We start from the raw sequence: 25,021 nt of genomic DNA on the forward strand, positions 1-25,021 counted from the left end.
CACTTGGAGGGGTTGTTTCTATATAATTAATTATTAAATAGTCGCTTCATATTTTTCCTTTGCTTGAGTTAACAATTCTTTCAGTGTGGGCTGTTTTTCCAGTGAATACTGCATAAATGTACGGATCAAATAATAGACTTCTTTAAAATCACCTTGGACCATTTGACTGATAGGCAGTTGATAGTAAATAGTAAATAAACTTTTAGTCAGTGCTGGGTGAGAAAACAAATATTTTTGTTTTTTTGGAAGTATCTCGATCTGAGCGTGATCCATTACAGCAACGGCTTCTTTCATGGCTTGTGCTAGTTGGTCTAGCTGACTTCTAGTTTTTTCTTTTTTTGGGGCAGCAGAATAGACATATTCATAAGAATTTTGGATCATAATCAGTAAAGCGTGGCTCTCTAACCAATCGACCATTTGTGCTTCATATTGCCAAGAATAATCTGTCTTCGCAAATAAAGTATCTAGTCGTTTAGTAGCTGTAAATGAGCTACTTATTGATCCAATTTTCATTTTTCCTTTACCAAAGTGTAAAACGGTGGTGCCGTTAGATGTATTTGTTCCACCAGTCATTTGAAAGCCAAAAAGAATTTCTTTTTTTTCAAGGCTCTTTTTCTGTAATTCAGCTGCGAGGGCCGCGGGATTGACTTGATTTCCGACAAAGACAATCAGCGAACTACTATTGCGGGCTAAAGAATCAATGACTTGAGGGAAGTCACTATATTTCATCGTAACAAAAATAATATCATAGTGATCATCAGCTTTAAGGGTATCAATAACTCTTAGCTGATCTTTGGTTTGTTTTCGCTGCAAGGTGTGCTGCAATACTAGTCCGTCAGTGATCAATTTGTCTTTTTTCTTTCCCCTAGCTAAAAGGGTTACGTGATTCATTCCTTTGTTTAACGAATGTGCTAGAAAACTTCCTTGGATCCCTGCACCATAAATTAAAACGTTCATTCCTTCACTCCTTATAATTAATCAACAACTGTTGATTAATCAACTTGTGTCCACTATACTAAAATAACGAAGTATGATATTCAATTAACAGAAAATCAAAGTTGTTGATAAATGAACAGAAGTTAAAAATTGAATGGAGTTTCGCGATGGATCGGCGTAAAAGAAAAACGCAGCAGGGGATTACGGCTACTTTTTATCAGTTGCTAGAAAAAAAAGCATATGAGGAAATCTCAGTTAGTCAGATTTGCCAATTAGCAGATATCAATAGAGGAACGTTTTACCTCCATTTTATTGATAAGGATGATTTATTGGAAAAAAGTATTCAGCATGAAATGGATGAGTTGATTCATTATTGTGAAGAAAATGGTGAGAATAACAACCAACAAAAGCTTGAAAAGACCTTTGAATACGTAGATGAGCATATAAAATTATTGAGTAAATTATTCATAGCTGATAAACAAGGCTTTTTTGCCCGAGTCCAATTGGCTTATTTAAGTAAACAGTTAGTTGATGTCCCTGAATTGACCGCTATTTTTTTCACACACGGATTAATGGGCGTATTGGAGCAGTATCTAACACGAAATATTTCAAAAAAAGAGATTGCTAAGATATTGGGAGATATCACTCGTTATTTTCAATAAATAACTAAGCTATAGAAAAAAGTGTAAAAAAAGAGTACAATGAAAACGGTTTATGTATTTTCGGGAGGGATTGTAGTGAAGTCAAGAAAAGATGAAGTGCTAGAAATTTTAAAAACAAATCCGAACGAACAAACAGCACAAACACTAGTAGATCAGCTGAATGTCGATCGTACGAATATTAGTCGTTACCTGAATGAATTAACTAAGGAGGGTCTAGTAAAAAAAATCGATGGCCGTCCAGTTAAATTTCAAATTGCCAGTGTAACAGCAGAAACACATATTAATTTTGATAATTTGATTGGCCGTGAGGAATCACTAAAGAGCCAAATCCAAAAATCAAAAGCAGCTATTTTATACCCTCCGCGGGGATTACATACGATTATTTTTGGAGAAACTGGAACGGGAAAAACAATGTTTGCTGAATGTATGTATCGCTTTGCTGTTTCAGCAAATGTTCTAGATGAGACCGCGCCATTCATTACTTTTAATTGTGCAGACTATGCTCAAAATCCACAATTACTTTATGGACATATATTCGGTGTAAAGCGCGGAGCATTTACTGGGGCCGAAGAAAATCGTGAAGGATTAATGGAAAAAGCTGATGGTGGTATCTTATTTTTAGATGAAATCCATCGTCTGCCACCTGAAGGGCAAGAGATGTTGTTTACTTTTATTGATAAAGGTACGTTTCGTTCTTTAGGGGATGGGAAAGAAAAACATGCTTCTGTCCAGATTATTGGGGCAACCACCGAAACGAGTTCGACGTTTTTATCGACATTCAATCGAAGAATACCGATGCAAATCGAATTACCCTCACTGGAAGAGCGTTCATTAGATGAACGATTAGCAATCATTAAAGAATTTTTACAGCAAGAAGCAAATCGATTGATGCAAGAAATCGCGATTGACAAACGTAGTCTGTTGGCTTTTTTATTGTACCAAGCAGAAGGGAATATAGGCCAATTAAAGCGTGATTTGAAACTGGTTTGTGCCAAAGCCTTTTTGCATCACCAGACCAGCAATGATTCGGAAAAATTAATGATTATCGAGGATGATCTACCATTAGTAGTCCAAAAAGGTCTTTTGCGCATGAATGATGTTCAAGATGCGATGTTACCCTTTATGGATAAACGAAATCTTTATTTAACTTTAAAGCCAGGGACAGAAGAAGTTGTTTGGGGGCAAGATCCCAATAAAGACATGGAAGTTTATCATTCGATCACCTACAAGCTTGAAAAATTAGGGCGCGAAAACTTATCAGAAATCGATTTAGAGGAATTGATCTCTGATGATGTGGATCAATATTTTGAAAATTATGTGGAGGAATTATCGCATACGAATGCGTATCGTGAGATCATTTCAGACGAACTTTGGAAGTTGGTCAATGAACTTTATGATTTTGCGGCGAATCGCATGAAACGTGATTACGATGAAAAAGTTCGCTTTGCTTTTGCGTTACATATCAACTCAACGATTGAACGCATTCGAGGCAACCAATTTATTTCACACCCCAATCTAAATGATATCCGACGTAATTATTCGAAAGAATTTCAAATTGCTATCGAATTTTCAAATCGGATTGAAGAAGCCTATAATATTATGATTCCGTTGGATGAAATTGGCTTTATTACAATGTTTTTAACGATGGATAATCATGAAAAACAAAAAATAGATGAACGGCAAGTGGCGGTTTTAGTAGTGATGCACGGTAAATCTACTGCCTCTAGTATGTTGGAAACCGTTCAAGAATTATTGGGAACTACCAAGGGCTTTGCTTTTAATATGCCTTTAACTGTTGGGACCGAGACGATGTATAGCCAAATTAAAAATTACGTTCAACAAAAACGAGAAGAATTCAGTGAAGGCATTATTTTGATGACGGATATGGGCTCACCGAATAACTTTGGGAACTTGATTTTCCATGAGATGGGGATTCGGACACGAGTGATCTCGATGGCTAGCACGATGTTGGTCTTAGAAAGTTTGCGCTTAGCAACGTTGGGACGTTCATTAGAAGAAATCTACACCAGTGTAATGACGATGTTCCAAACAATGGTTCGACTAGAAGAGCCGACTAAAAAGGATGAAAAGAAAGTAATCATCGTCGCTTGCTTTACTGGCGAAGGGGTTTCTAAACGTTTAAATGAGGTAGTTTCGCAAATCGTCAATTTAGATGAATATGAAGTGATTCAGATGCAGTCACTAGAGCGAGAGGGTTTTAAGCATCGAATCGATCAATTAGTGACCCATAAAGATATTGTAGCAATTATTGGAACGATGGAGATTCATTATCAAAAAATTCCTTTTATTCCTGCAATGGATCTATTCAAACGGGATAAAATTTTAGAATTTCAAGATTTGATTGGTAGTACGATTACACTACCTGAAATGGTAGATTCATTGACCAATGATTTTACCCCTGAGCTCGATGTTAAGACCTTATTTTTGATGATTGATGATGTATTGAAACTTCTCCGTCGGGATAATGAATTGATAATCGAAAATACAGCGATTCAAGCATTAAGCATTCATATTGCTTTTCTAGTTGATAAAGTAAAAAAAGAAGAAGAGCGACCACTCTTTGATGATGTAAAATACTTTCATCAAGAAAATATTCTGTTCTTCAATCAAGTAGCTTCTAAATTGTCATTGATCGAAAATCAATTTTCCGTGCGCTTTACAGAAGACGATATTGCGTACATTGTAAAAATGTTAGTTGATAATCAAGTGAAATTCGGATTACACACTGTGTAATCCGAATTTTTTTTTGTGTATTATGAAAACCTTATCATCACGCTTTCTGTGCAACTAAAAAAGTGGCACGGTAATTGCTTTATATAAAGTGAACAATAAAATATTAAGGAGTGTTCGTTATGAAAAGAATTATGTTAGTTTGTGCAGCAGGCATGAGTACAAGTTTATTAGTAACTAAAATGGAAAAAGCTGCAGAAGCACAAGGATTAGAATCAGATATTTTTGCAGTATCAGCTTCAGAAGCCGATGCTAAATTAGAAGATACGGCTAAACCAGTGGATGTCTTATTATTAGGTCCTCAAGTTCGTTTCATGAAAAATCAATTTGAAACTAAACTAGCGCCAACAGGTATTCCAGTAGATGTAATCGATATGAAAGATTATGGCATGATGAATGGCGAAGCTGTTTTGAATACGGCCCTTAATCTAATGAAATAAAAGCAAAAGGAGATTGACGATGAGTGATACGATGACGCAAGAACAACTAGAGGCAGTGATGGGATTGATCATCAATGCTGGAAATGCAAAAAGCGACGCAATGGAAGCGATTCAAGCGGCTAAAACAGGTGACTTTGTATTAGCAAAAGAAAAATTAGAAGCTGCTGACCAAGCACTAGTTGAAGCCCACCATTCACAAACGGGTCTATTAACTGAAGAAGCAAGTGGTAATCCAATGAACGTTACATTGCTAGCTGTTCATAGCCAAGATCATTTAATGACGAGCATCACATTTAAAGATTTAGCGACAGAAGTTGTAGAAATTTATGAACGTTTGGGAAATGAATAGGAAGTGATTTCGTGAAGTTAGTTCGCGATCATGAAACATTAAAGAGTATTACAAGTTTAATTGAATACGCATTCAAAAAGCAACAGCCCATCATTGATGATACGCTTTTCTTGTCTCGTTACGCGCATGCCGATTGTTATGGGGTCTATCAAGACCAACAACTGACAAATTTAGTGATGGCCAATCATTTTGAGATTCAATTATTTAATCAAAGTGTGAAAATGGCTGGTATTGGTTATGTAGCAAGCTATCCTGAATATCGCGGAAAGGGCGGGATCAGTACGATCATGTCTGAACTTTTAGTTGATTTGTATCAACAAAAAGTAGCGGTGTCGCAGTTAGCTCCTTTTTCTGAAGCCTTTTATCGGCAATTTGGGTATGAAGTGACTAGTAAGCAAAAAACATACCAAATACCAGCATCAGCCTTTACTTATTTAGCTAGTGAGAAACAAGGGCATGTAGTGCGAGGCACTTGGCAACAAATGCGATCAGTTATTCAAACAATTCATCAACGGCTACTAAAACAGCAACAAGTTGGCACAGTGATACGTGAAAATTGGTGGTGGGAACGTCTAGATCAATACTACCCACATCGCTTTTATGCTGTGACCTATGATGAAAAAGATCAAGCCTGCGGTTATCTTATTTATCGGATGCAGGGAGACACTTTATTAGTAGATGAACTTGCATATGAAGATGTTTTTGGGTTACGCAAGTTATTAACTTATTTAAAAGCCCATGTGTCATCATTCGAGGATTTTCTTTATCACGCACCGATGCATGAATGCATCGAGCAATGTTTTTCTGAACAATCAGCTATTTCGATTACTATTAAACCTTATATGATGAGTCGAATTATTGATATTGAGCAATTATTTTCTAAAATGCCAATTATCCAAAATGAAATTATTTTAGAGGTAGCTGAAGATAGAGAATGTCCATGGAATGTTGGTAGTTGGCTGATTAGTCAAGGGACTTGTAAAAAAGTACAACAAGCAGGAGCAATCAAAGCATCGATTCATGGATGGAGCGAATTACTATTAGGTGATTTGACATTATCAGAAGGAATTTTTCTGGGGAAAGTAACGACGAGTAAAGATGTTACTTCATCAGTAATTCCAAAAGGAAAACAAAATTTTTATGATTATTTTTGAGGAAAATTTAGGGGGAATTAAAAAATGGATAGATTTGTCAATTTTATGGAAAAACACTTTATCCCACATGCATCAAAAATTGGGAATCAGCGTCATTTAGTAGCAATTCGTGATTCATTTACAGTAACGATGCCTTTGATGATCTTAGGTGCTTTAGCGGTAATGTTAAACAACTTGCCGATACCAGCTTTCCAAAACTTCATGAACGGGATTTTTGGTGGTGAAGCGTGGAAAGGGTTCGGAGGAGCAGTATGGAACGGAACATTCGGTGTTCTTTCAGTCTTCATTGCTTTCTTAGTGGCATATAATCTAGCTCGTGGCTATGGAAAAGACCCAATTGGAACAGGTGTTGTTTCAGTTGCTTCATTCTTTACTTTAGGGGCGGCTCTTAGTGGAATGAATTCATCTGGTTTGTTCGTGGCTTTGATCGTAGGTATCCTTGTTGCAGAAATCTTCACTCGTTTAGTCGGCAATGAAAAATTGATCGTTAAAATGCCTGATGGTGTACCGCCAGCAGTTGCTCGTTCATTCGCATCATTATTTCCAGCGATGATCACGATTTCAATTTTCGGATTAATTGCAGCCATTATTGCTGGTTTTGGTGTAGAAGACATGTTTGCAGCCTTCTATGCAGCTGTTCAAGAACCATTTATGAGCTTAGCTAATTCTTATTGGTCAGCATTACTGATTGCATTCATCACACCATTCTTATGGTTCTTCGGCTTACATGGGGCTAACATGATCGATCCATTCATGCAAGCAATCAATGCGCCTGCAATTGAAGCGAACAACGCAGCACTTTCAGCTGGACAATCAGCACCGTATATCGTTAACAAACCATTTATTGATTCATTTGTAAATATGGGTGGTACTGGTGTAACAATTGGTTTGATTATTGCGATTTATTTAGTTGGTCGTAAGAATAAACCGTTCATGGTTGTAAACAACTTGGCAGCAGCACCTGGTATCTTCAATATCAATGAACCATTGATGTTTGGCTTGCCATTGGTATTGAATCCAATTATGTTTATTCCATTTATCTTGACTCCAATGGTCTGTGTAACAACAGCTTACTTTGCAACAAGCTTTGGTTGGGTACCAGCAGCAACGGTAATGCCACCATGGGTAACTCCTCCAATTATTGGTGGGTTCTTAGCAACTCAAAGTGTTTCAGGAGCTGTTTTAGCGGCAGTTAACTTAGTGATTTCAATTGTTATGTATGTTCCATTTGTTATCTTGTCTACTAGACAAGAATTAAAAAAAGGAACTGAAATTTAAGTAACAACTTAGGGGTTATGGATCATAAGATCCCTAACCCCTTTCTATTTTATTAAAATTTATCGTACAGATTAGGAGAATTAGTAATGAAAAAATTTCCAGCGAATTTTTGGTGGGGTGCAGCTACTTCAGGCCCTCAAAGTGAAGGACGTTTCAATAAAAAACATGCCAATGTCTTTGATTATCATTTCGAAATCGAACCCGAAAAATTTCATAATCAAGTAGGGCCAGATGTTGCCTCGAATTTTTATAACAGCTATGAAAAAGATATTCAAATGATGCACGCGATTGGAATGAACAGTTTACGGACAAGTATCCAATGGAGTCGATTGATCGATGATTTAGAAACGAATAGCGTCAATCAAGAAGCTGTGGATTTCTATAACAATGTTATTGATACGATGCTAGCTGAGGGCATGACGCCTGTAATGAATTTGCATCACTTTGATTTACCAGTGGAACTATATGATAAATATGGCGGTTGGGAATCTAAAAAAGTGGTAGATCTATATGTTGGATTTGCTAAAAAATGTTTTGAGCTATTTGGTGACCGAGTAAAATTCTGGGCAACTCACAATGAACCGATGGTTGTAGTTGAAGGCGAGTATCTATTCCAATTTCATTATCCAAATATTGTTGATGGAAAAAAAGCTGTCCAAGTTGCTTATAACTTGAATCTAGCCTCAGCTAAAGCCATTGAAGCATTTCGTCAACTGGACATTAAAGATGCGAAAATCGGAACAATTTTAAATTTAACACCAACTTATGCAGCTTCAGAAGCGCCAGAAGATCAAGAAGCTGCTCGAATTGCCGAACTTTGGAACAATAAAATGTTTTTAGAGCCAGCTATTTATGGCCATTTTCCAGCTGAATTAGAAAATTTACTTACAAAAGACAAAGTATTATGGGAAACATCAGATGAAGAAAAAGCGATTTTAAAAGCAAACACAGTCGATTTTCTAGGAGTGAACTTCTATCATCCAAATCGGGTCAAAGCACCAGATGTTGCACCGAATTCGGTAGGTGAATGGATGCCAGATCGTTATTATGATGCATATGATATGCCTGGTCGTCGCGTAAATCTAGATCGCGGCTGGGAAATTTACCCTAAAGCTCTTTATGATATTGCCCTAAATATCAAAGAAAACTATAAAAATATTCCGTGGTATGTTTCTGAAAATGGGATGGGTGTCTCAAATGAAGAGCGTTTCAAAAATACAGCTGGGATGATCGAAGATGATTATCGAATCGATTTCGTTCAAGAACATTTGGAATGGTTGCACAAGGGAATCGAAGAAGGATCAAATTGTTTTGGTTACCATATGTGGACACCAATAGACTGTTGGTCATGGTTAAATTCGTATAAGAATCGTTATGGATTCATCTCAAATAATATCCATACTCAAATCAAAACAATCAAAAAATCAGGTCATTGGTTCAAAGGGGTAGCTGAACAAAATGGACTGTCGGATTAATAAAATAATTTAGCTAAATGAGGAGGAAATAAATTAATGAAGCGTGAACTAGGCATTTCTATTTATCCAGATCATAGCGATCCGCAAGTAGATCGTACCTATATCGAAAAAGCAGCAAAGCTAGGCTACTCTAGAATTTTTATGAGTATGCTAGAAGTGACAGAAGGCAAAGAAAAAGTTAGTGAAAAATTCGGTAACATCATTCATTTTGCCAAAGGTTTAGGCTTTGAAACGATTTTGGATATCGCACCTTCGATTTTTGATGATCTGGGAATCTCTTATGATGATTTGAGTTTCTTTGCTGAACTAGGAGCGGAAGGAATTCGTTTGGATGAAGGATTTGATGGCAATAAAGAAGCGATGTTAAGTTACAATCCAGAAGGTTTGGCGATCGAATTGAATATGAGTAACAACGTCGCTTACTTAGATAATATCTTATCTTATGAAGCCAATGAGCCATTTATTTATGGCTGTCATAATTTTTATCCTCAAGAAGGTTCTGCGTTACCTTATGATTTCTTTATCAGCTGTAGTGAACGTTTCAAAGGCCATGGGATCAAAACAGCGGCTTTCGTAACAAGTCATGCAGCACAATATGGACCTTGGGATGTCAATGATGGGCTACCAACACTAGAGATGCATCGTCATTTGCCAATCGATTTACAAACAAGACATCTTTTTGCGACTGGATTGATCGATACTGTGATTATTGGTAATGCCTATGCCTCAGATGAAGAGCTTGAAAGAGTAGCAGCAGTTGATCGTTATAAAGTGAGCTTAGGGATCGAATTTGTTCCCGCTGCCACGGAGATTGAACGTAAGATCGTAGCGGATAAAAAACATTTCCGTCGAGGTGATATTACATCAATGGCTGTTCGTTCGACTATGGTTCGAGTAAAATATAAAGACATCGAAAATCCAGTCCATGACAATACCGAAGAATTTCAAATCGGTGATGTGGTCGTAGGAAACGATGAATTCGGCAAGTACAAAAATGAACTGCAAATTGTGTTAGAACCACATCGTGATTCACGTAAGAATCTAGTCGGTAAAATTCCGTCAGAAGAATTGATTATGTTGGATTTTTTGAAACCGTGGACGAAGTTCCAATTTGTTCCTAAAAATTAAATTTGATTTAAATGAAAAAAAGATGAAAGTATTAGTTGACAAAAACGATTGATGCGTGTAAAGTATGAAACAACTTAATCAAACGACAATGAAAAGAAGAGTAATGATTGATTTGTTTTCAGAGAGTCTCTGTTTGGTGGGAAGAGACAGCAGTTAATTGTGAACCACATCTTTGAGTCGATCAGCTGAAGTTAGTAGGTTGGTCCGGTAGAGCCCGTTAACGCAGAGGTCAGATTGACCAGTTGAGATCGTTCGTTGTGAGACGACGATAAAAAAAGGTGGAACCACGTAATTACGTCCTTTAGTCCTAGCGACTAAAGGATTTTTTTATACCTTCGATTGGATGACTGACCCATTGAGGTTCTTTTTGCGAAAAGGGAACAAAGATGAGGTGGAACCACGTATTTGACGTCCTCTGGTAAGTGATACCAGAGGACTTTTTTTATATCTTCGTTTATTTTAAGAGTGTAAGGAACTGCAACAATACTAGATTGAGTAAAAAAGATCGAACTGAAATGGTTCATAAAATGTAGGAGGATGTTAGAATGGATTATTTGATCAATGTTATGCCACAATTATTACAAGGGGCATCGACCACACTGAAATTATTTGCTTATACGATTTTAGGTTCGTTACCCTTAGGAATTTTATTATCTTTTGGATTAGCAAGTCGTTTTAAACCTTTAAAATGGCTCTTACAATTGTATGTTTGGATTATGCGAGGAACCCCTTTACTCTTGCAATTGATTTTTGTTTTTTACGGGTTGCCTTTAGTTGGGATCATCTTTGATCGTTTTGATGCCGCACTTTTCGCCTTTGTATTAAACTACGCTGCTTATTATGCCGAAATATTTCGTGGGGGAATCCAATCGATTCCAGTGGGACAATACGAAGCATCTCGAGTGATCGGTTTAACACCGGTCCAAACGATCACTCGTATCATTATCCCGCAAGTAACGAAAATTGTTTTGCCTTCTGTGGGAAATGAAGTAATCAATTTGGTTAAAGATACTTCTTTAGTTTATATCCTTGGTTTATCAGATGTTATGCGCGCTGGTAAAATCGCAATGGAACGAGACACCACATTACTACCACTCTTTGGTGTAGCTATTATTTATTTAGTTTTGACTGGTGTAACATCAGTAATCTTGAAACAATTAGAAAATCGTTTGAACTATTATCGTTAGGTTGGTGAAGAAAATGATCGAATTAAAACAAGTAAACAAATCTTTTGGTGACAAAAAAGTAATCAATAATTTAGATTTAGTAATTCCAGATGGACAAATTTTAGCGATTGTCGGACCTTCTGGCGGAGGAAAAACCACACTATTAAGAACTTTAGCAGGTTTGGAATCAGCAGATAGTGGCACCTTTTTATTAGATGGAAAACCTTTTGATCCAACGTCTACAAAAGAACAGGAACAAGTCGTTGGTGTAGTTTTCCAAGACTTTCAATTGTTTCCGCATTTAAGTGTCTTAGACAATATCACGATCGGACCACGTTTGGTTTTGAAACAAGACAAAGAAACCTATCTTGCAAAAGCCAATCACCTAGCTGAGCTTTTAGGGATTGAAGAACTTTTGAACAATTATCCTTATCAACTTTCAGGAGGTCAAAAGCAACGTTTAGCAATCGCACGAGCGATGGCAATGAATCCTAAAGTCTTAGCCTATGACGAACCAACGAGTGCATTAGATCCAGCTTTACGTCAGCAAGTGGCTAATCTGATTTTAGAACTAAAAGCAGATGGTGTGACTCAAATCGTAGTTACCCATGATTTAGTCTTTGCCGAAGAAATCGGTGACAAAGTATTGAAAGTGGAACCAATTAAATAAACCAATAAATCAATTCAATAGGAGGAATTTCGGATGAAAATGAAAAAATTTGTTTTGGGAATGGTTGCAGTCGCAGCACTAGTGACCCTGGCGGCTTGTGGTAGTAAAAAAGAAGCAAGTGATACAAATAGCTGGAAAACGATCGAGAAAGATAAAAAAGTAACGATTGGTTTGGATGATACCTTCGTACCAATGGGTTTCAAAGATGATGATGGCAAGATCGTTGGTTTCGATGTTGACTTAGCTAAAGCGGTTTTTAAAGAATATGGCATTGAAGCGAAATTCCAGCCAATCGATTGGTCAATGAAAGAAAATGAACTAGATAATGGAACGATCGATTTGATCTGGAATGGCTATACGGTAACAAAATCGCGTGAAAAGAAAGTGCTTTTCAGTGATCCCTATGCTCAAAATGAACAAGTTTTAGTAACGAAAAAAGATAGTGGAATTACCGATGCTAAAGGAATGAAAGGCAAAGTATTAGGTGCTCAAGAAGGTTCTTCTGGTTATGAAGATTTCAACAACCAAGCAGCTGTTTTAAAAGACAATGTCAAAGATAATGATGCTACTTTATATGCAAGTTTCAATGAAGCGATGATCGACTTAGAAAATAACCGAATTGATGGATTGCTGATTGATAAAGTTTATGCAGATTATTATTTGAAACAAGCGAATAAAATTGATAATTTTAATATTTTCAATGTTGGTTACAAAAATGAAGATTTTGCAGTAGGTGCACGTAAAGGCGATAAAGAATTGGTCTCAAAAATCAATAGTGCATTCAAAAAACTTCAAGATAGTGGTCAGTATGCTGAAATTTCTAAAAAATGGTTTGGCGAAGAGTTAACATTACCAAAAGATTAAACAAGAAAAGGCGAACAAAACTTTTGTTCGCCTTCTTTTTTTTGTATAATAAGACAGAATGGAAAGAGGGATAGCATGGCGCAGAAAAAGCGTACAAAGAAAAAAAGAAAAACCAAAAAACAAAAACAACTGCAGGAACAGCGCTTGATTATCGGCATGGGACTTTTATTTATTCTGTTTGCATTTTTCTCCTTGTTTAATTTAGGTTTTTTAGGAAATTTGATTGCAAATGTTTTACGCATGATCGGTGGAAATACCTATCAGTTCTTAGCGATAGTATTAGCAATATATGGTGTGTTATTAGTAATAAAGAATACAAGTTTACGCTTGTCGAAACCACGCCGTTTAGCGGGTGTGGGCGTCTTTTATTTAGGGATTTTATTACTGATGCATGCGCATTTATTTGCTAATGTTCAAGATAAAGATCCGAATATTTTAAAAACGACTTGGGATCTATTGATGACGGATTTCTTAGGAAACCGTATCACTCAAAATGTGGGTGGCGGAATGCTAGGCGGAATTTTATATGGTCTGACGCACTTCTTAGTTTCACAGGTTGGGAGCTATTTGATTGCAATCTTGCTTTTAATGTTAGGAATTTTCTTGTTCAGTTTATTAGAATTTAATCAAGTAGTCGATTATCTGGCTGATTTTTCTGAAATGATCCAAGAAAAATTTTCGGAGTCTGATGACAAAAAAGCTGAACGCGTAGCTAAAAAAGAAGCTCGTCAGGCACAGCAAGTTCAAAAAGCACAAGCTAAAGCAGAGAAACAAGCTATTGAACAAGCAAAAATGGAAGCTAGAGCTGTCGAACGAGAAAAGAATCAAGCACGCTCGATGAGTGCAGGGGAACAATTGGCACAAGAAAGTCAGGAAGTTCCGGTCGAACGAGAACCAACTGCTAAAACACCGGAACAAATGACCTTGGTTCCAATTGAAGGCTTTCAAGAAAATTTAGAGCCGTTAGCTACACCTATACCAAGTAAATCATTGGAAGCACAATTTGATGAAGAAGATATCGATGATCCTGGTGATTTAGAATTTGAGATCAGTGCCGAACCGGAAGATCATGATTATCAATTACCACCTTCAACCTTGTTAGATTCGATTCCAGCTGCGGACCAAAGTGATGAGTACAAAAAAATCGAACAAAACATCAAAGTACTAGAAAAAACCTTCAATAGTTTTGGTGTGGATGCCAAAGTAGTCAAAGCTAGTTTAGGACCATCGGTTACAAAATTTGAAGTTCAACCAGCTGTCGGAGTGAAAGTTAGTAAAATCGTCAATTTGACGGATGATATTGCTTTAGCTTTGGCTGCGAAAGATGTCCGGATGGAAGCACCAATTCCTGGAAAATCATTGATTGGAATCGAAGTACCTAATAGTACGGTCAGCACGGTTTCGTTCCGTGATATCATCGAATCACAACCCAATCATCCAGACAAAATTTTAGAAGTACCATTAGGAAGAGATATCTCTGGTTTGGTAAGAACCGCGGACTTAACTAAAATGCCCCATTTATTGATTGCAGGATCAACTGGTAGTGGGAAATCTGTAGCAATCAATGGGATTATTGCTAGCATTTTGATGCGAGCCAAACCAAATGAAGTTAAACTGATGATGATCGATCCAAAAATGGTTGAATTGAATGTTTACAATGGGATTCCTCATTTATTGACTCCCGTAGTTACTAACCCAAGAAAAGCTGCACAGGCATTGCAAAAAGTCGTTCAAGAAATGGAAGAACGGTATGAAAAATTTGCAGCTACTGGTGTTCGAAATATTACTGGTTTCAATGAATTAGTGATTCAAAAGAATTTAGAAGATGGGCAAAATCGTCCGATCTTACCATTTATTGTGGTAATCGTAGATGAATTGGCGGACTTGATGATGGTAGCAAGTAACGAAGTCGAAGATGCAATCATTCGTTTAGCACAAATGGCCCGAGCAGCCGGGATCCATATGATTTTGGCTACACAAAGACCCAGCGTTGATGTTATCACGGGGATCATTAAAGCGAACGTGCCTTCGCGAATTGCGTTTGCCGTTTCTAGTGGTACGGATTCACGGACGATCATTGATGGCAATGGAGCTGAGAAATTACTAGGTCGCGGCGATATGCTGTTCTTACCAATGGGAGAGAATAAACCGATTCGCGTCCAAGGGGCCTTTATTTCAGATCATGAAGTCGAAGAATTAGTCACCTTCGTTTCTGATCAACAAGAAGCTCATTATGAAGAAAAAATGATGCCGACAGAAGAGACGACTTCTTCGCCGTCAGAAACACCACAAGATGAACTATATGAAGATGCAAAATCATTAGTGATCGAAATGCAGACAGCAAGTATTTCACTTTTGCAACGTCGCTTCCGTATCGGTTACAATCGAGCCGCTCGGATCGTAGATGAATTAGAAGAACATGGTGTGATCGGACCTTCGACAGGAAGCAAACCACGAGAAGTTTTATTACAAAAAGTCGAAGAAGAAATCGAAAATCCATTGGATGAATAGTTAAGATAGTCTAGAGAAATCTAGGCTATTTTTTTCTTTTTTTCAAAGTTGATTGTTTTATCTTTTTGAATCAGTTATAGTATGTAACGAATATCTTGAACGTTTTTCACGAAAAAGCGTTTATTGGTACGAAATAGGAGCATTCCTTTTTTTATGAAGGATGCGGTTAATTGAAAAATCCTATAAATAAGTACGTTGAAATGAATTAGGAGGAATCACCTTGGAAAAACCCTCAATCTATGGTTTGAGAAGAGAAGAATTAGTCGAGTGGTTTATTGAACACGGAGAGAAAAAATTTCGCGCAACACAAGTTTGGGAATGGTTATATCGTCAACGCATTTCTGAATTTTCAGAGATGAGTAATATTTCAAAACAAACAATTGCTTTGTTGGAAGAAAACTTTATTATCAATCCGTTAAAACAACTTGTTGTACAAGAAGCAAGTGATGGAACAGTAAAATATTTATTTGAATTACCTGATCACTTGATGATCGAAACCGTTTTGATGCGTCAAGAATATGGTTTATCTGTATGTGTAACGACTCAAGTAGGCTGTAATATCGGTTGTACATTCTGTGCTTCAGGTTTATTAAAGAAACAACGTGACTTAACGGCGGGTGAAATCGTTGCTCAAATCATGTTGGTTCAACATTATTTTGATGAGCGTGGGGAAGAAGAGCGTGTCTCACACGTGGTAGTAATGGGAATCGGTGAGCCATTCGATAATTATGACAACGTGATGAATTTCCTTCATGTCATCAATGATGACAAGGGAATGGCGATTGGTGCTCGTCATATCACTGTTTCTACTAGTGGTTTGGTGCCAAAAATCAAAAAATTTGCTGAGAATGGGTTACAAGTAAACTTAGCGATTTCATTACATGCACCAAATAATGAAGTACGCTCATCGATTATGCGAATTAATCGTAGTTTTCCAATTGAAAAATTGATGGCTGCTGTTGATTACTATATCGAACAAACCAATCGTCGGGTAACATTTGAGTATATTATGTTATCAGGAGTGAATGATCGGCCTGAGCATGCCCAAGAATTAGCAGACTTGATGAAAGACAAGAAAAAATTAGTCTACGTCAATTTGATTCCGTACAATCCAGTAAGTGAACACGATCAATATTCTCGTAGTTCAAAAGCAGATGTTTTACGTTTTTATGATGTGTTGAAAAAGAACGGAATCAACTGTGTAGTTCGTAAAGAACATGGTACAGATATCGATGCTGCCTGTGGACAACTTCGTAGTAAACAAATGAAAAAAGAAGCTGCAAAATAAAGACAAAAAAGCCCCACATATTATTATGTGGGGCTTTTTTTGCTAGTATTTTAAGCAACAATGGTTCCAACTGGGAAGATTGTTCTAAAAATTTTACGAGCTAGTGGGCCAGCAATGATTAATTGAAAAGGCAAGGCCATGATTACGTTTTTCAAAATATTGGTCCCCCACATAATAAATAACTGATTCCATTGGTGGGTATGGCTTAATACTTCAATGCTTCCGTATAAGGACATAAAGATGACCATTGGTAAGACCATACAGGTTGAAATTGTAAGAACCATTCGCAATGTACTAGGGGCTTCAGGTAATAATTTGAAAGCAAATTTCTTAGCTGGTCCTGAAACGACGAACCAATCTAAAAGAAAGGCACATAGGTAACCTAAGGGAAGACCTACCCAGGCTGTTTTAATAATTTCTCCATTGAATGCTCCAGCATTCATTCCGACATTGTACATACTCATCCAAAAAACCATCACAAAACACATAATCAATGAATAAACGAAACTTTCTCTTTTATTTGTTGGCATAAAAATCCTCCTAATAGTATTTACTTAAATTCTTAACTATTAAATAATTTAATAATCAATCCTTTAAGACAGCAAAAAAGTGGCCATCGTATAACTCGCTACGATAGCCACTTAGGGATCTTCACTGCGTTATGGAAAGTCAAATTTTACTACTTCCTATTATAAGCATATTTTTCAATTTGATATAAGTGAAATTTTCATTTTTTTTCAATAAAATTATTTCTTTTCACCAAGCTCGTCTTTTAAGCGATATATTTTAGAGGGACGTCCAATTCCAACCGGACGCTCACCGATCTCATCAAAATACTGAAGCATCGCTTTTTTAAAGTTTGAATGGTCAACGGTCTTAAAATCAACACCTAAAAATTTTGCAAAAACTTTACGAGCTTCTGTAATAGTGAATTCTTCGCCTAAAACTTGTAAAATCAATGGTTCATGATCCATTTTGTTGACGACTCGATTGAATGCTTTGCGGATAATTTCATTATGGTCAAAAGCTAACGTGTCTTTACCAATGGATTTGCCGGTTGCTAAGTCGATTTCAATTGAGATATCATCGTCACTAGTGAGATAGATGGTTTCGCCACGACGTTCCAAATTGAACCAACGGGCATCTTGCGTATCATCTCCAGCGGTTGGCGGTACTTGTCCGATAAAGGCTAGATAACTAACTGTGATAACCCAACCACGAGGATCTCGATTTGGCGAGCTGAATGTATGAAGTTGTTCAACATTTTTTCGTTCAATCGTAAGTCCAGTTTCTTCAGCAGTTTCTCGACGGACACTATCGTTAGTTGATTCATTTCGTTCGACAAAGCCACCAGGTAAGGCCCACGAATTACGATAGGGATTTCCTCGACGTTGAATCAACAAGATTTTTAGTTGATCTTCTTCCTTGTTATAACCCATGATGACGATATCAACCGTTACTGAAGGTTTATCGTATTCAGGATGTTCTTGTTCTTTATACCAAGCAACGAATTCTGCTTCGTCGGCTTCGTGTTCATAATAATCTTTTTCTGCTTCTTTAGAGGCAAATGATTTCATTTTTTCACCTATTCTCCTATAAGTATTCTCGTTTTTATTGTAGCATGAATAAAAAAAAAGGGGAACTCCGCTTGGAGTTCTCCTTTTTTTATTTATTTTGATGAATCTGTTGAAGCAGTGCTTGAATCAGTTGCTTCAGTACTTGATTCAGTTGAAGAAGTACTTGTTGCTTTTTTGCTTGAAGAACTATTTGTTGCTGCACTTGAAGAACTATTTGTAGTTAGGAAATCAGATAAGATATTTTCGAATGAATCATCTTTGATCTTAACATTGGCTTTTTTCAATTCTTTAGCAATAACTTCAGAAGTGAATGTTTGGTCAGTCATTTGCGTATCTTCTGCGATTTTTTTCAATTCTTTTTTGTATTTGTCCATGTCATTGCCTTTAGAAGAAGTTTTCTCCATTTTTACAATATAATAACTTGTTTGGTAAGTAGAAGAATCTGTTGTTGAAATCACGTCAGAAACTTCACCATTTTTCAATTTGAAGGCTGCTTCTTTGACTTCAGAAGGAACACTTGATGATTGAGAGCTAAATTTAATTTTACCACCATCTGCTTTAGTAGTAGAATCTTGTGATTTTTCTTTCGCAATTTTTGCGAAATCACCTTTGTCATCTAATTGTTTTTTGATTGCTTTTGCATCATCTTCGCTGCTTGCTTGGATAATACGAGCTGTTACTTCTGGATGGAACGATTCCCAAGCCGTTTTTAAATCTTTGTCCGTTACTTTAACGTGAGCTTTTAGACCTTCTTGGAATGCTAATGATTGTTTCAAATACTCTTTAAAGGTTTTCGTTGTATAACCGGCAGATTTTAATTGAGTATCAAAACTATCACCTAATGATTCTTTTTGTTCATTGTAAGCTTTGTCGACTTGTTTATCCGTTACTTTATCGCCATAAGCATTTTCAAAGACTTTATAGATGATCATATTACGCACCAAGCTTTGGTTGGTTTGTTCTTTCTTGGCTTCATTATAGAAGTCTTCGACGGTGATTTTACCGCCTTTCATTGTTGCGATTTCTTGGCTTGAACTTCCAGAACAAGCACCTAGGACTACTACGCTGAATAATCCAGCAGCAGCTAATAAGATTTTTTTCTTCATGTTTGTGTTACAACTCCTAAATTAAATTTTCATACGTTCGTTATTCCTTTTCAACTATACCATACCTAAATTTACAAAAGAAAGTGATTAAAAATAGTTTCCGAGAAAATTCACACTAAAAGCACATTTCCTTAAGCAGAATTAAATAAAATTACTTCGTATCATTTGGACGATTCAAAGAAAAGCGCCCATTTTTGATTGTCGTACTTTCGGCCATTTGAGGTAGGGCTTGATTGATTTTTTCTAATTGATCTTGGATTTGTTGAATCCTTGGTTCGGCTTGGAAGCGAAAATCTTCAACATCCTTTTCCACACCGGATTTGAAAGCCGGCACTAAAGTATCAAACGTTCCTTTCAACGTAACGAGTGATCGGCGAAAATCGGTCAGATTATCATTCAACGCATCGGTCAATTCAACCAATTCGCGGGTATTACTGATCAGCTTGTCACGCGTGTCTTCACCTTTACGAGGGGCTAACAATAATCCGCTCAAGGTTCCGATACCAGCGCCAAATAAAATTCCTTTAAAAAAGCCCATTTATTTCACCTGCTCTTTAATTTTATCTGTGATTGTTTGCATTTCTTCAGGTGTATATTGTTCCGCATGATTACCAAAATGGATCGAAAAATCGTCTTTTTTGCTGTAACGTGGGACTAAATGAACATGTGAATGGAAGACCGATTGATAAGCCAACTCTTTATTATTGTTCAAGATATTCAATCCATTCATTTCAGGAAAAGCTTTTTCTAATGCTCGAGCAATTTTAGGAATTCGCGTAAATACATCAGCAGCCAACGCTTCGTCGTATTCAAAAATGTCGGTTACATGTTTTTTAGGGACAACTAGTGTATGTCCTTTGGTTGTTTGAGAGATATCTAAAAAGGCATATACTTTTTCATCCTCATAAATTTTGTAACTTGGGATTTCTTGGTTGATAATCTTGCAAAAAATGCAGTCTTCCATGGTGAACATCCTTTCTTAGATCGAGGGTTATTTTTTTATATCGCTATTGGATAAAACATCCATTGCGACTCAAATTTCTTCCTTAACTTTACCATAACTTCCAAGACTTGTGCGTCGAAAAGGTCAGGAGAAGATTAAAAAAATTGGAGATTCTGCTATAATATTAACTAAGAAAACGGAGGGGAAAAGATGAGTTTACAAATTCAGCACGTTACCGGCGGTTATGGACACTTGCCTGTTTTAAAAGATATCAACTTTAATGTCGAAAATAATGAAATGATCGGCTTGATTGGTTTGAATGGAGCCGGAAAATCAACAACGATAAAAAATATTATCGGCTTATTGACGCCCCAAAAAGGAACAATCACGGTTGATGGCCTGACGCTACAACAAGATCCAGAAAATTACCGTAAAAAAATCGGTTATATCCCAGAAACGCCCTCATTATATGAGGAATTGACGTTACGTGAACATATTGAAGTAACAGCAATGGCTTATGGTATCCCAAAAGAGGAAGCGATGCAGCGGGCAGAAACATTGTTAAAAACATTCCGTTTAGAAAATCGTTTGGAATGGTTCCCGGTCAATTTTTCTAAAGGAATGAAACAAAAAGTCATGGTTTTATGTGCCTTTTTGATCCAACCAAGTCTTTATATCATTGATGAACCTTTTTTAGGTCTAGATCCATTGGCGATCAATGCCTTATTAGAATTGATGGTGACAATGAAAGAGCAAGGCGCGGCTATCTTAATGTCGACGCATATCTTAGCGACAGCTGAAAAGTATTGTGATCGTTTTGTCGTCTTACACGAAGGTGAAGTCCGAGCCCAAGGAACTTTAGAAGAATTACAACAAGAATTTAATTTGCCAGGCTCTTCGTTAGATGAAATCTATATTGCTTTAACAAAGGAGAAAGAACATGCTTGATTTTTTTCGATTGCGGCGTCAACGTCACCAAAAGAAAATGATGAAGTATATGCGTTATGTTTTCAATGATCATTTTGTTTTAGTATGTTTATTTTTGGTGGGTGGACTTGCTTTTTATTATTCAAATTTATTGAAAGGGTTACCGACTGATTTCGTCTGGGGTCTACCAATCGTCGGAATCATTTGGTGGGTGCTTTTACCATTTGGACGCTTGGCTACTTTAGTCGAACCAGCAGATATGACTTTTTTATTGCCGAAAGAAAAAGCCATGGGTAGCTACCTGTCACAAGGCGTGCGCCATTCGATTGGAATACCCTTTTTTATTGAACTATTAGTTTGTGGGGCGTTATTGCCTTTAGTAGTTTTGACTAAACAAGTGAGTTTCGCAACTTTTTTTCTGTACTTAGCTATGCTTTGGAGTTTGAAGTTCGCTAATTTACGTGTGCAACGTTTCGCGTGTTTTCAAAATACAAAAAACGCGACGGCTTACTTAATGCTAGGTTGGTTTTTACTTAGTGGTGTTGTCATTTGGATTAGTCTATATTTAGGGGCAGTTTTTGGAACGATTCTAGGGTTGGTGATAGCCAGTATTTTTTATGTATTAACCAAAGAAAAGGGACGATTACTCGATTGGAGTAAGATGATTGAGCGAGAAAATGCACGTTTGCATCGAATCTATCAATTCATCAATTTGTTTACAGATGTGCCAGAAATCGAAGCGAAAGTACGGCGTCGAAAATATCTCGATGGACTTTTAGCACGCATCACATTCAAACAAGAAAACACATATTTATATTTGTTTGCAAGAGGAGCCTTGCGAGGAGCGGAATTTGGTGGATTATTCTTCCGCTTATTGATTGTCGGCGGAGTTTTATTGGTTTCATTGAATGATTTTCGCTTTATTGTCGGTGTCAGCCTATTGTTCATCTACTTGATTGGCTTCCAAATGATTCCATTATATGGTCAATTTGATTATATTGGAGCTACACAGCTTTATCCGGTAGCAATAAAATATAAACGTGCAGCCTTACAAAAATTAATGGGGATTTTATTAATCGCAACTGCATTTATTTTTGCATTGTGCAGTCTCTTCCAAGTATCGATCGGACAAAGTTTGCTTTTATTCGTGGTACTCTTGGTTGAGATTGGTTTATTCAGTTGGTTATATCTCCCAAAACGTATAAAAAAAATGGAGGAATAATAGATGAAAATATTATGGAACGATCAAATACTCGAAGATTCAGAAGTTGCGATTGATTTTGAAGACCGTGGTTATCAATTTGGTGATGGAATCTATGAAGTGATTCGTATTTATGATGGCTGCATGTACATGGAAAAGGAGCATTTGGACCGTTTATGGGTCAGTGCAGAAAAAATACGCATGGTGCTGCCTTTTACACGTGAAGAACTAAGTCAACGTCTGCATCGATTAGTGAAAGAAGTTGGTTTAGCTAATGCACGGATCTATTTTCAAGTCACACGTGGTGTTGCCAAACCACGTTTACACGATTTTCCGGATCCTAAAGAAGTCACACCTGTACTGACAGCAGATGTCCAAGCAGTTACTCGCCCAGCAGCAAAACAAAATATTGGGATTCGTGCAGGTTTTGTTGAAGATAAACGTTGGCTACATTGCGACATCAAATCGATCAGTTTATTAGGGAATCTTTTAGCCTTAGATGAAGCTAAACAAAAGGGTTACGAAGAAGCTGTCTTAGTCCGTGATGGTTTCGTGACTGAGGCTTCAGCTTCTAATTTATGGATGGTAAAAAATGATATCTTGTATACCCATCCTGACGGAAATCTTGTCTTGCCCGGAATAGCCAAAATAAAAATCCGCGAGATTGCTAAAGCATTTGGACTTGAAGTCCGAGAAGAAGCTTTTACAAGAGAAGCATTATTGGCTGCGGATGAATGTTTCAAAACAAGTTCTGTCGCAGAAATCATGCCGATCGTAGAAATCGATGATCAAAAAATTGGTGAAGGGATGCCTGGAAAGCTGACTAAAAAATTATTGAATGCGTATATTGAGGCCATTCAATTAACTGTCCAATCACATCTTAATGAAAAATAATCTAATAAGAACATACATCCTCTTGACGAAGCGACCATCCCCGACTAAAATAGGAAATACGTTTAAAATGCTAGGGGAGGGCCTTGGGAATGGAATTTCAGTTGGATAGTGACTGGCGCGTGCAACCGATCAAGGGTGATACGGGAAAAACCTATATCGGTTATCGTGATGAAGATCGCGTCTTCATTAAACGAAATACCACCCCGATGTTGGCTGCTTTGTCTCGTGAAGGGATCGCACCAAAACTTGTGTGGATTAAGCGGACCGGAAATGGTGACACACTAACCGCGCAAGAATGGTTAGATGGGCGCATCCTAGAACCAGAAGAAATCGCGCGAAGAAATGATGTCGTGGATGTTTTATATCATTTGCATCATTCACCTTCTTTGAAGACGATGCTAAAAAGAATGGGCGGTCGCCAGGTGACACCGCAACAACTTTTAGCCAATTATGAAGCCAATTTGCCTACGATGATCGAGCAAAATGGTTTTATTGAATTAGTTTATAATTATTTGAAAAAAAATATTCCCACATATGCTAAGAAAAATTATACTGTGGTCCATGGTGATGTCAATCATCGCAATTGGTTGGTTTGTTCGAACTATCTTTATTTAGTTGACTGGGATTCAGTCATGTTTGCTGATCCTGCTCTAGATATCGGAACGATTTTAGGAAATTATGTTCCTTTATCAAGTTGGAGCAAATGGTTGGTTCGTTATGGAATTCGACCAACCGATGAAAATATGGAACGGATTTACTGGTATGGCTTGATGAGTCTACTGTTAGAGATTTCTCGCCAATACAAACGTAAAGAGTTTCGTCACATGAATCAATCAATTGTACAATTGAAAAGAATTTTCGCAGGAAGCTGAACGTTCTGTTCAGCTTTTTGTCAGTGTTTTCTAGCTTTTATAGGCTGAAAATAAATACATAAAATAATAATGATAATTTTTGGAGGAAAAATATGCGTGTAAGAAATCGTCCAGGTGCAGCCGAAATGTTAGCTGCTCGTCCTGAATATGTAGTACCAGATCCTGAAGCCTTTAAAGGACGTTGGTCGGAACGTTTCGGTAATGATCATCCCATCCATATTGAAATCGGTATGGGAAAAGGCCAATTCATCACAGGAATGGCGGCAGCTCATCCTGAAATCAATTATATCGGGATAGAGATGCAAGCCAGTGTGCTGTCATTAGCTCTGGATAAATTAGTTGAATTAGAGTTGCCAAATTTACAATTATTGCATGTTGATGGGTCCGATTTGACGAATTATTTTGCAGATAGCGAAATCGATCAAATCTATTTGAACTTCTCAGATCCATGGCCTAAGACGAAGCATGAAAAACGCCGCTTAACTTCTCCAAGTTTCTTAGCAGTTGATGAAACGATTTTACGTCCAGCAGGAGAGATTCATTTTAAAACTGATAATCAAGGATTATTTGAATATTCATTAAGTAGTTTTTCAAAATATGGCATGGTATTAGAACAAGTATGGTTAGATTTACATGAAAGTACCTTTGAAGGAAATATCATGACAGAATATGAAGAAAAATTTTCAAATAAAGGTCAACGTATCTATCGAGTAGAGGCACGCTTCCAAGATAAAACCAAAAAATAGAAATTACTATTAAAGAGGTTAAAACAAAAGTAGACATACTTTTGTTTTAACCTCTTTTTTTTATGAATTAGTTTAATTTTACG

The 25,021-nt window shown here is 37.0% G+C and carries 24 protein-coding genes and 1 other annotated feature; of the genes, 18 read left to right on the top strand and 6 right to left on the bottom strand.

The features are described 5' to 3' along the window. Positions 1 to 33: 33 nt before the first annotated feature. Positions 34 to 957, bottom strand: a complete 924-nt coding sequence (locus RV04_RS06170; RefSeq protein WP_071857595.1) for a ketopantoate reductase family protein — start codon at positions 955 to 957, stop codon at positions 34 to 36. 146 nt (positions 958 to 1,103) lie between these two features. Here RV04_RS06170 and RV04_RS06175 point away from each other — a divergent pair, with 146 nt between their 5' ends. From RV04_RS06175 to rlmN, 13 genes are all read left to right on the top strand, one after another. After that, on the top strand, positions 1,104 to 1,598 hold the full coding sequence (locus RV04_RS06175; protein ID WP_071857596.1) for a TetR/AcrR family transcriptional regulator: 495 nt from the start codon (positions 1,104 to 1,106) through the stop codon (positions 1,596 to 1,598). A 75-nt stretch (positions 1,599 to 1,673) separates the two neighbouring features. Then, positions 1,674 to 4,352: a sigma-54-dependent transcriptional regulator gene (locus RV04_RS06180; protein ID WP_071857597.1), complete on the top strand. Its 2,679-nt coding sequence runs from the start codon at positions 1,674 to 1,676 to the stop codon at positions 4,350 to 4,352. Positions 4,353 to 4,471: 119 nt separating this feature from the next. Beyond that, complete coding sequence (locus RV04_RS06185) at positions 4,472 to 4,789, top strand: PTS sugar transporter subunit IIB (RefSeq protein WP_071857598.1); 318 nt, start codon at positions 4,472 to 4,474, stop codon at positions 4,787 to 4,789. Between the two features lie 19 nt (positions 4,790 to 4,808). Beyond that, entirely contained in the window at positions 4,809 to 5,138 is a 330-nt protein-coding gene (locus RV04_RS06190) for a PTS lactose/cellobiose transporter subunit IIA (RefSeq protein WP_071857599.1), read from the top strand. Between the two features lie 11 nt (positions 5,139 to 5,149). Beyond that, positions 5,150 to 6,292, top strand: coding sequence for a GNAT family N-acetyltransferase (locus RV04_RS06195; protein ID WP_071857600.1), 1,143 nt, complete (start codon positions 5,150 to 5,152; stop codon positions 6,290 to 6,292). A gap of 24 nt (positions 6,293 to 6,316) precedes the next feature. Next, the gene (locus tag RV04_RS06200; protein WP_071857601.1) at positions 6,317 to 7,570 is read left to right on the top strand and encodes a PTS sugar transporter subunit IIC; all 1,254 of its coding nucleotides are present in this window, start codon (positions 6,317 to 6,319) and stop codon (positions 7,568 to 7,570) included. An 86-nt stretch (positions 7,571 to 7,656) separates the two neighbouring features. After that, positions 7,657 to 9,045 carry a glycoside hydrolase family 1 protein gene (locus RV04_RS06205; protein ID WP_071857602.1) on the top strand — a complete coding sequence of 463 codons (1,389 nt, stop codon included), beginning with the start codon at positions 7,657 to 7,659 and terminating at the stop codon, positions 9,043 to 9,045. A 36-nt stretch (positions 9,046 to 9,081) separates the two neighbouring features. After that, positions 9,082 to 10,173: a DUF871 domain-containing protein gene (locus RV04_RS06210; RefSeq protein WP_071857603.1), complete on the top strand. Its 1,092-nt coding sequence runs from the start codon at positions 9,082 to 9,084 to the stop codon at positions 10,171 to 10,173. A 79-nt stretch (positions 10,174 to 10,252) separates the two neighbouring features. After that, positions 10,253 to 10,478 (top strand) — a binding site (T-box leader). Positions 10,479 to 10,718: 240 nt separating this feature from the next. Continuing rightward, positions 10,719 to 11,360, top strand: coding sequence for an amino acid ABC transporter permease (locus tag RV04_RS06215; RefSeq protein ID WP_071857604.1), 642 nt, complete (start codon positions 10,719 to 10,721; stop codon positions 11,358 to 11,360). Between the two features lie 13 nt (positions 11,361 to 11,373). Continuing rightward, a complete protein-coding gene (locus tag RV04_RS06220; RefSeq protein ID WP_071857605.1) occupies positions 11,374 to 12,009 on the top strand; it encodes an amino acid ABC transporter ATP-binding protein in 636 nt (211 codons plus the stop codon). Positions 12,010 to 12,042: 33 nt separating this feature from the next. Beyond that, positions 12,043 to 12,873, top strand: coding sequence for an amino acid ABC transporter substrate-binding protein (locus tag RV04_RS06225; RefSeq protein ID WP_071857606.1), 831 nt, complete (start codon positions 12,043 to 12,045; stop codon positions 12,871 to 12,873). Between the two features lie 75 nt (positions 12,874 to 12,948). Next, entirely contained in the window at positions 12,949 to 15,384 is a 2,436-nt protein-coding gene (locus RV04_RS06230) for an FtsK/SpoIIIE family DNA translocase (protein ID WP_071857607.1), read from the top strand. Positions 15,385 to 15,604: 220 nt separating this feature from the next. Then, on the top strand, positions 15,605 to 16,672 hold the full coding sequence (gene rlmN / locus RV04_RS06235; protein ID WP_071857608.1) for a dual-specificity RNA methyltransferase RlmN: 1,068 nt from the start codon (positions 15,605 to 15,607) through the stop codon (positions 16,670 to 16,672). Between the two features lie 50 nt (positions 16,673 to 16,722). Here rlmN and RV04_RS06240 read toward each other — a convergent pair whose 3' ends face one another. From RV04_RS06240 to RV04_RS06260, 5 genes are all read right to left on the bottom strand, one after another. Further along, positions 16,723 to 17,202 carry a DUF2798 domain-containing protein gene (locus RV04_RS06240; protein ID WP_071857609.1) on the bottom strand — a complete coding sequence of 160 codons (480 nt, stop codon included), beginning with the start codon at positions 17,200 to 17,202 and terminating at the stop codon, positions 16,723 to 16,725. A 216-nt stretch (positions 17,203 to 17,418) separates the two neighbouring features. Further along, on the bottom strand, positions 17,419 to 18,249 hold the full coding sequence (locus RV04_RS06245) for an NUDIX hydrolase (protein WP_071857610.1): 831 nt from the start codon (positions 18,247 to 18,249) through the stop codon (positions 17,419 to 17,421). A 92-nt stretch (positions 18,250 to 18,341) separates the two neighbouring features. Further along, positions 18,342 to 19,355, bottom strand: coding sequence for a peptidylprolyl isomerase (locus RV04_RS06250; protein ID WP_071857611.1), 1,014 nt, complete (start codon positions 19,353 to 19,355; stop codon positions 18,342 to 18,344). Positions 19,356 to 19,506: 151 nt separating this feature from the next. After that, complete coding sequence (locus RV04_RS06255; protein WP_071857612.1) at positions 19,507 to 19,893, bottom strand: YtxH domain-containing protein; 387 nt, start codon at positions 19,891 to 19,893, stop codon at positions 19,507 to 19,509. Further along, positions 19,894 to 20,319, bottom strand: coding sequence for an HIT family protein (locus RV04_RS06260; RefSeq protein ID WP_071857613.1), 426 nt, complete (start codon positions 20,317 to 20,319; stop codon positions 19,894 to 19,896). It lies immediately after the preceding gene. A gap of 189 nt (positions 20,320 to 20,508) precedes the next feature. On the opposite strand from RV04_RS06260, the gene RV04_RS06265 reads away from it, so the two are divergent. From RV04_RS06265 to trmB, 5 genes are all read left to right on the top strand, one after another. Then, complete coding sequence (locus tag RV04_RS06265; protein ID WP_071857614.1) at positions 20,509 to 21,246, top strand: ABC transporter ATP-binding protein; 738 nt, start codon at positions 20,509 to 20,511, stop codon at positions 21,244 to 21,246. Then, positions 21,239 to 22,447: an ABC transporter permease gene (locus RV04_RS06270; RefSeq protein WP_071857615.1), complete on the top strand. Its 1,209-nt coding sequence runs from the start codon at positions 21,239 to 21,241 to the stop codon at positions 22,445 to 22,447. Before RV04_RS06265 ends, RV04_RS06270 begins: the two co-directional genes overlap by 8 nt. A 3-nt stretch (positions 22,448 to 22,450) precedes the next feature. Beyond that, a complete protein-coding gene (gene dat, locus RV04_RS06275; protein ID WP_071857616.1) occupies positions 22,451 to 23,320 on the top strand; it encodes a D-amino-acid transaminase in 870 nt (289 codons plus the stop codon). Positions 23,321 to 23,409: 89 nt separating this feature from the next. Then, positions 23,410 to 24,192, top strand: coding sequence for a phosphotransferase family protein (locus RV04_RS06280; RefSeq protein ID WP_071857617.1), 783 nt, complete (start codon positions 23,410 to 23,412; stop codon positions 24,190 to 24,192). A gap of 92 nt (positions 24,193 to 24,284) precedes the next feature. Next, entirely contained in the window at positions 24,285 to 24,938 is a 654-nt protein-coding gene (gene trmB / locus RV04_RS06285; protein ID WP_071857618.1) for a tRNA (guanosine(46)-N7)-methyltransferase TrmB, read from the top strand. Positions 24,939 to 25,021: the final 83 nt, after the last annotated feature.

This window comes from Enterococcus hermanniensis (assembly GCF_001885945.1).
Taxonomy (GTDB): domain Bacteria; phylum Bacillota; class Bacilli; order Lactobacillales; family Enterococcaceae; genus Enterococcus_A; species Enterococcus_A hermanniensis.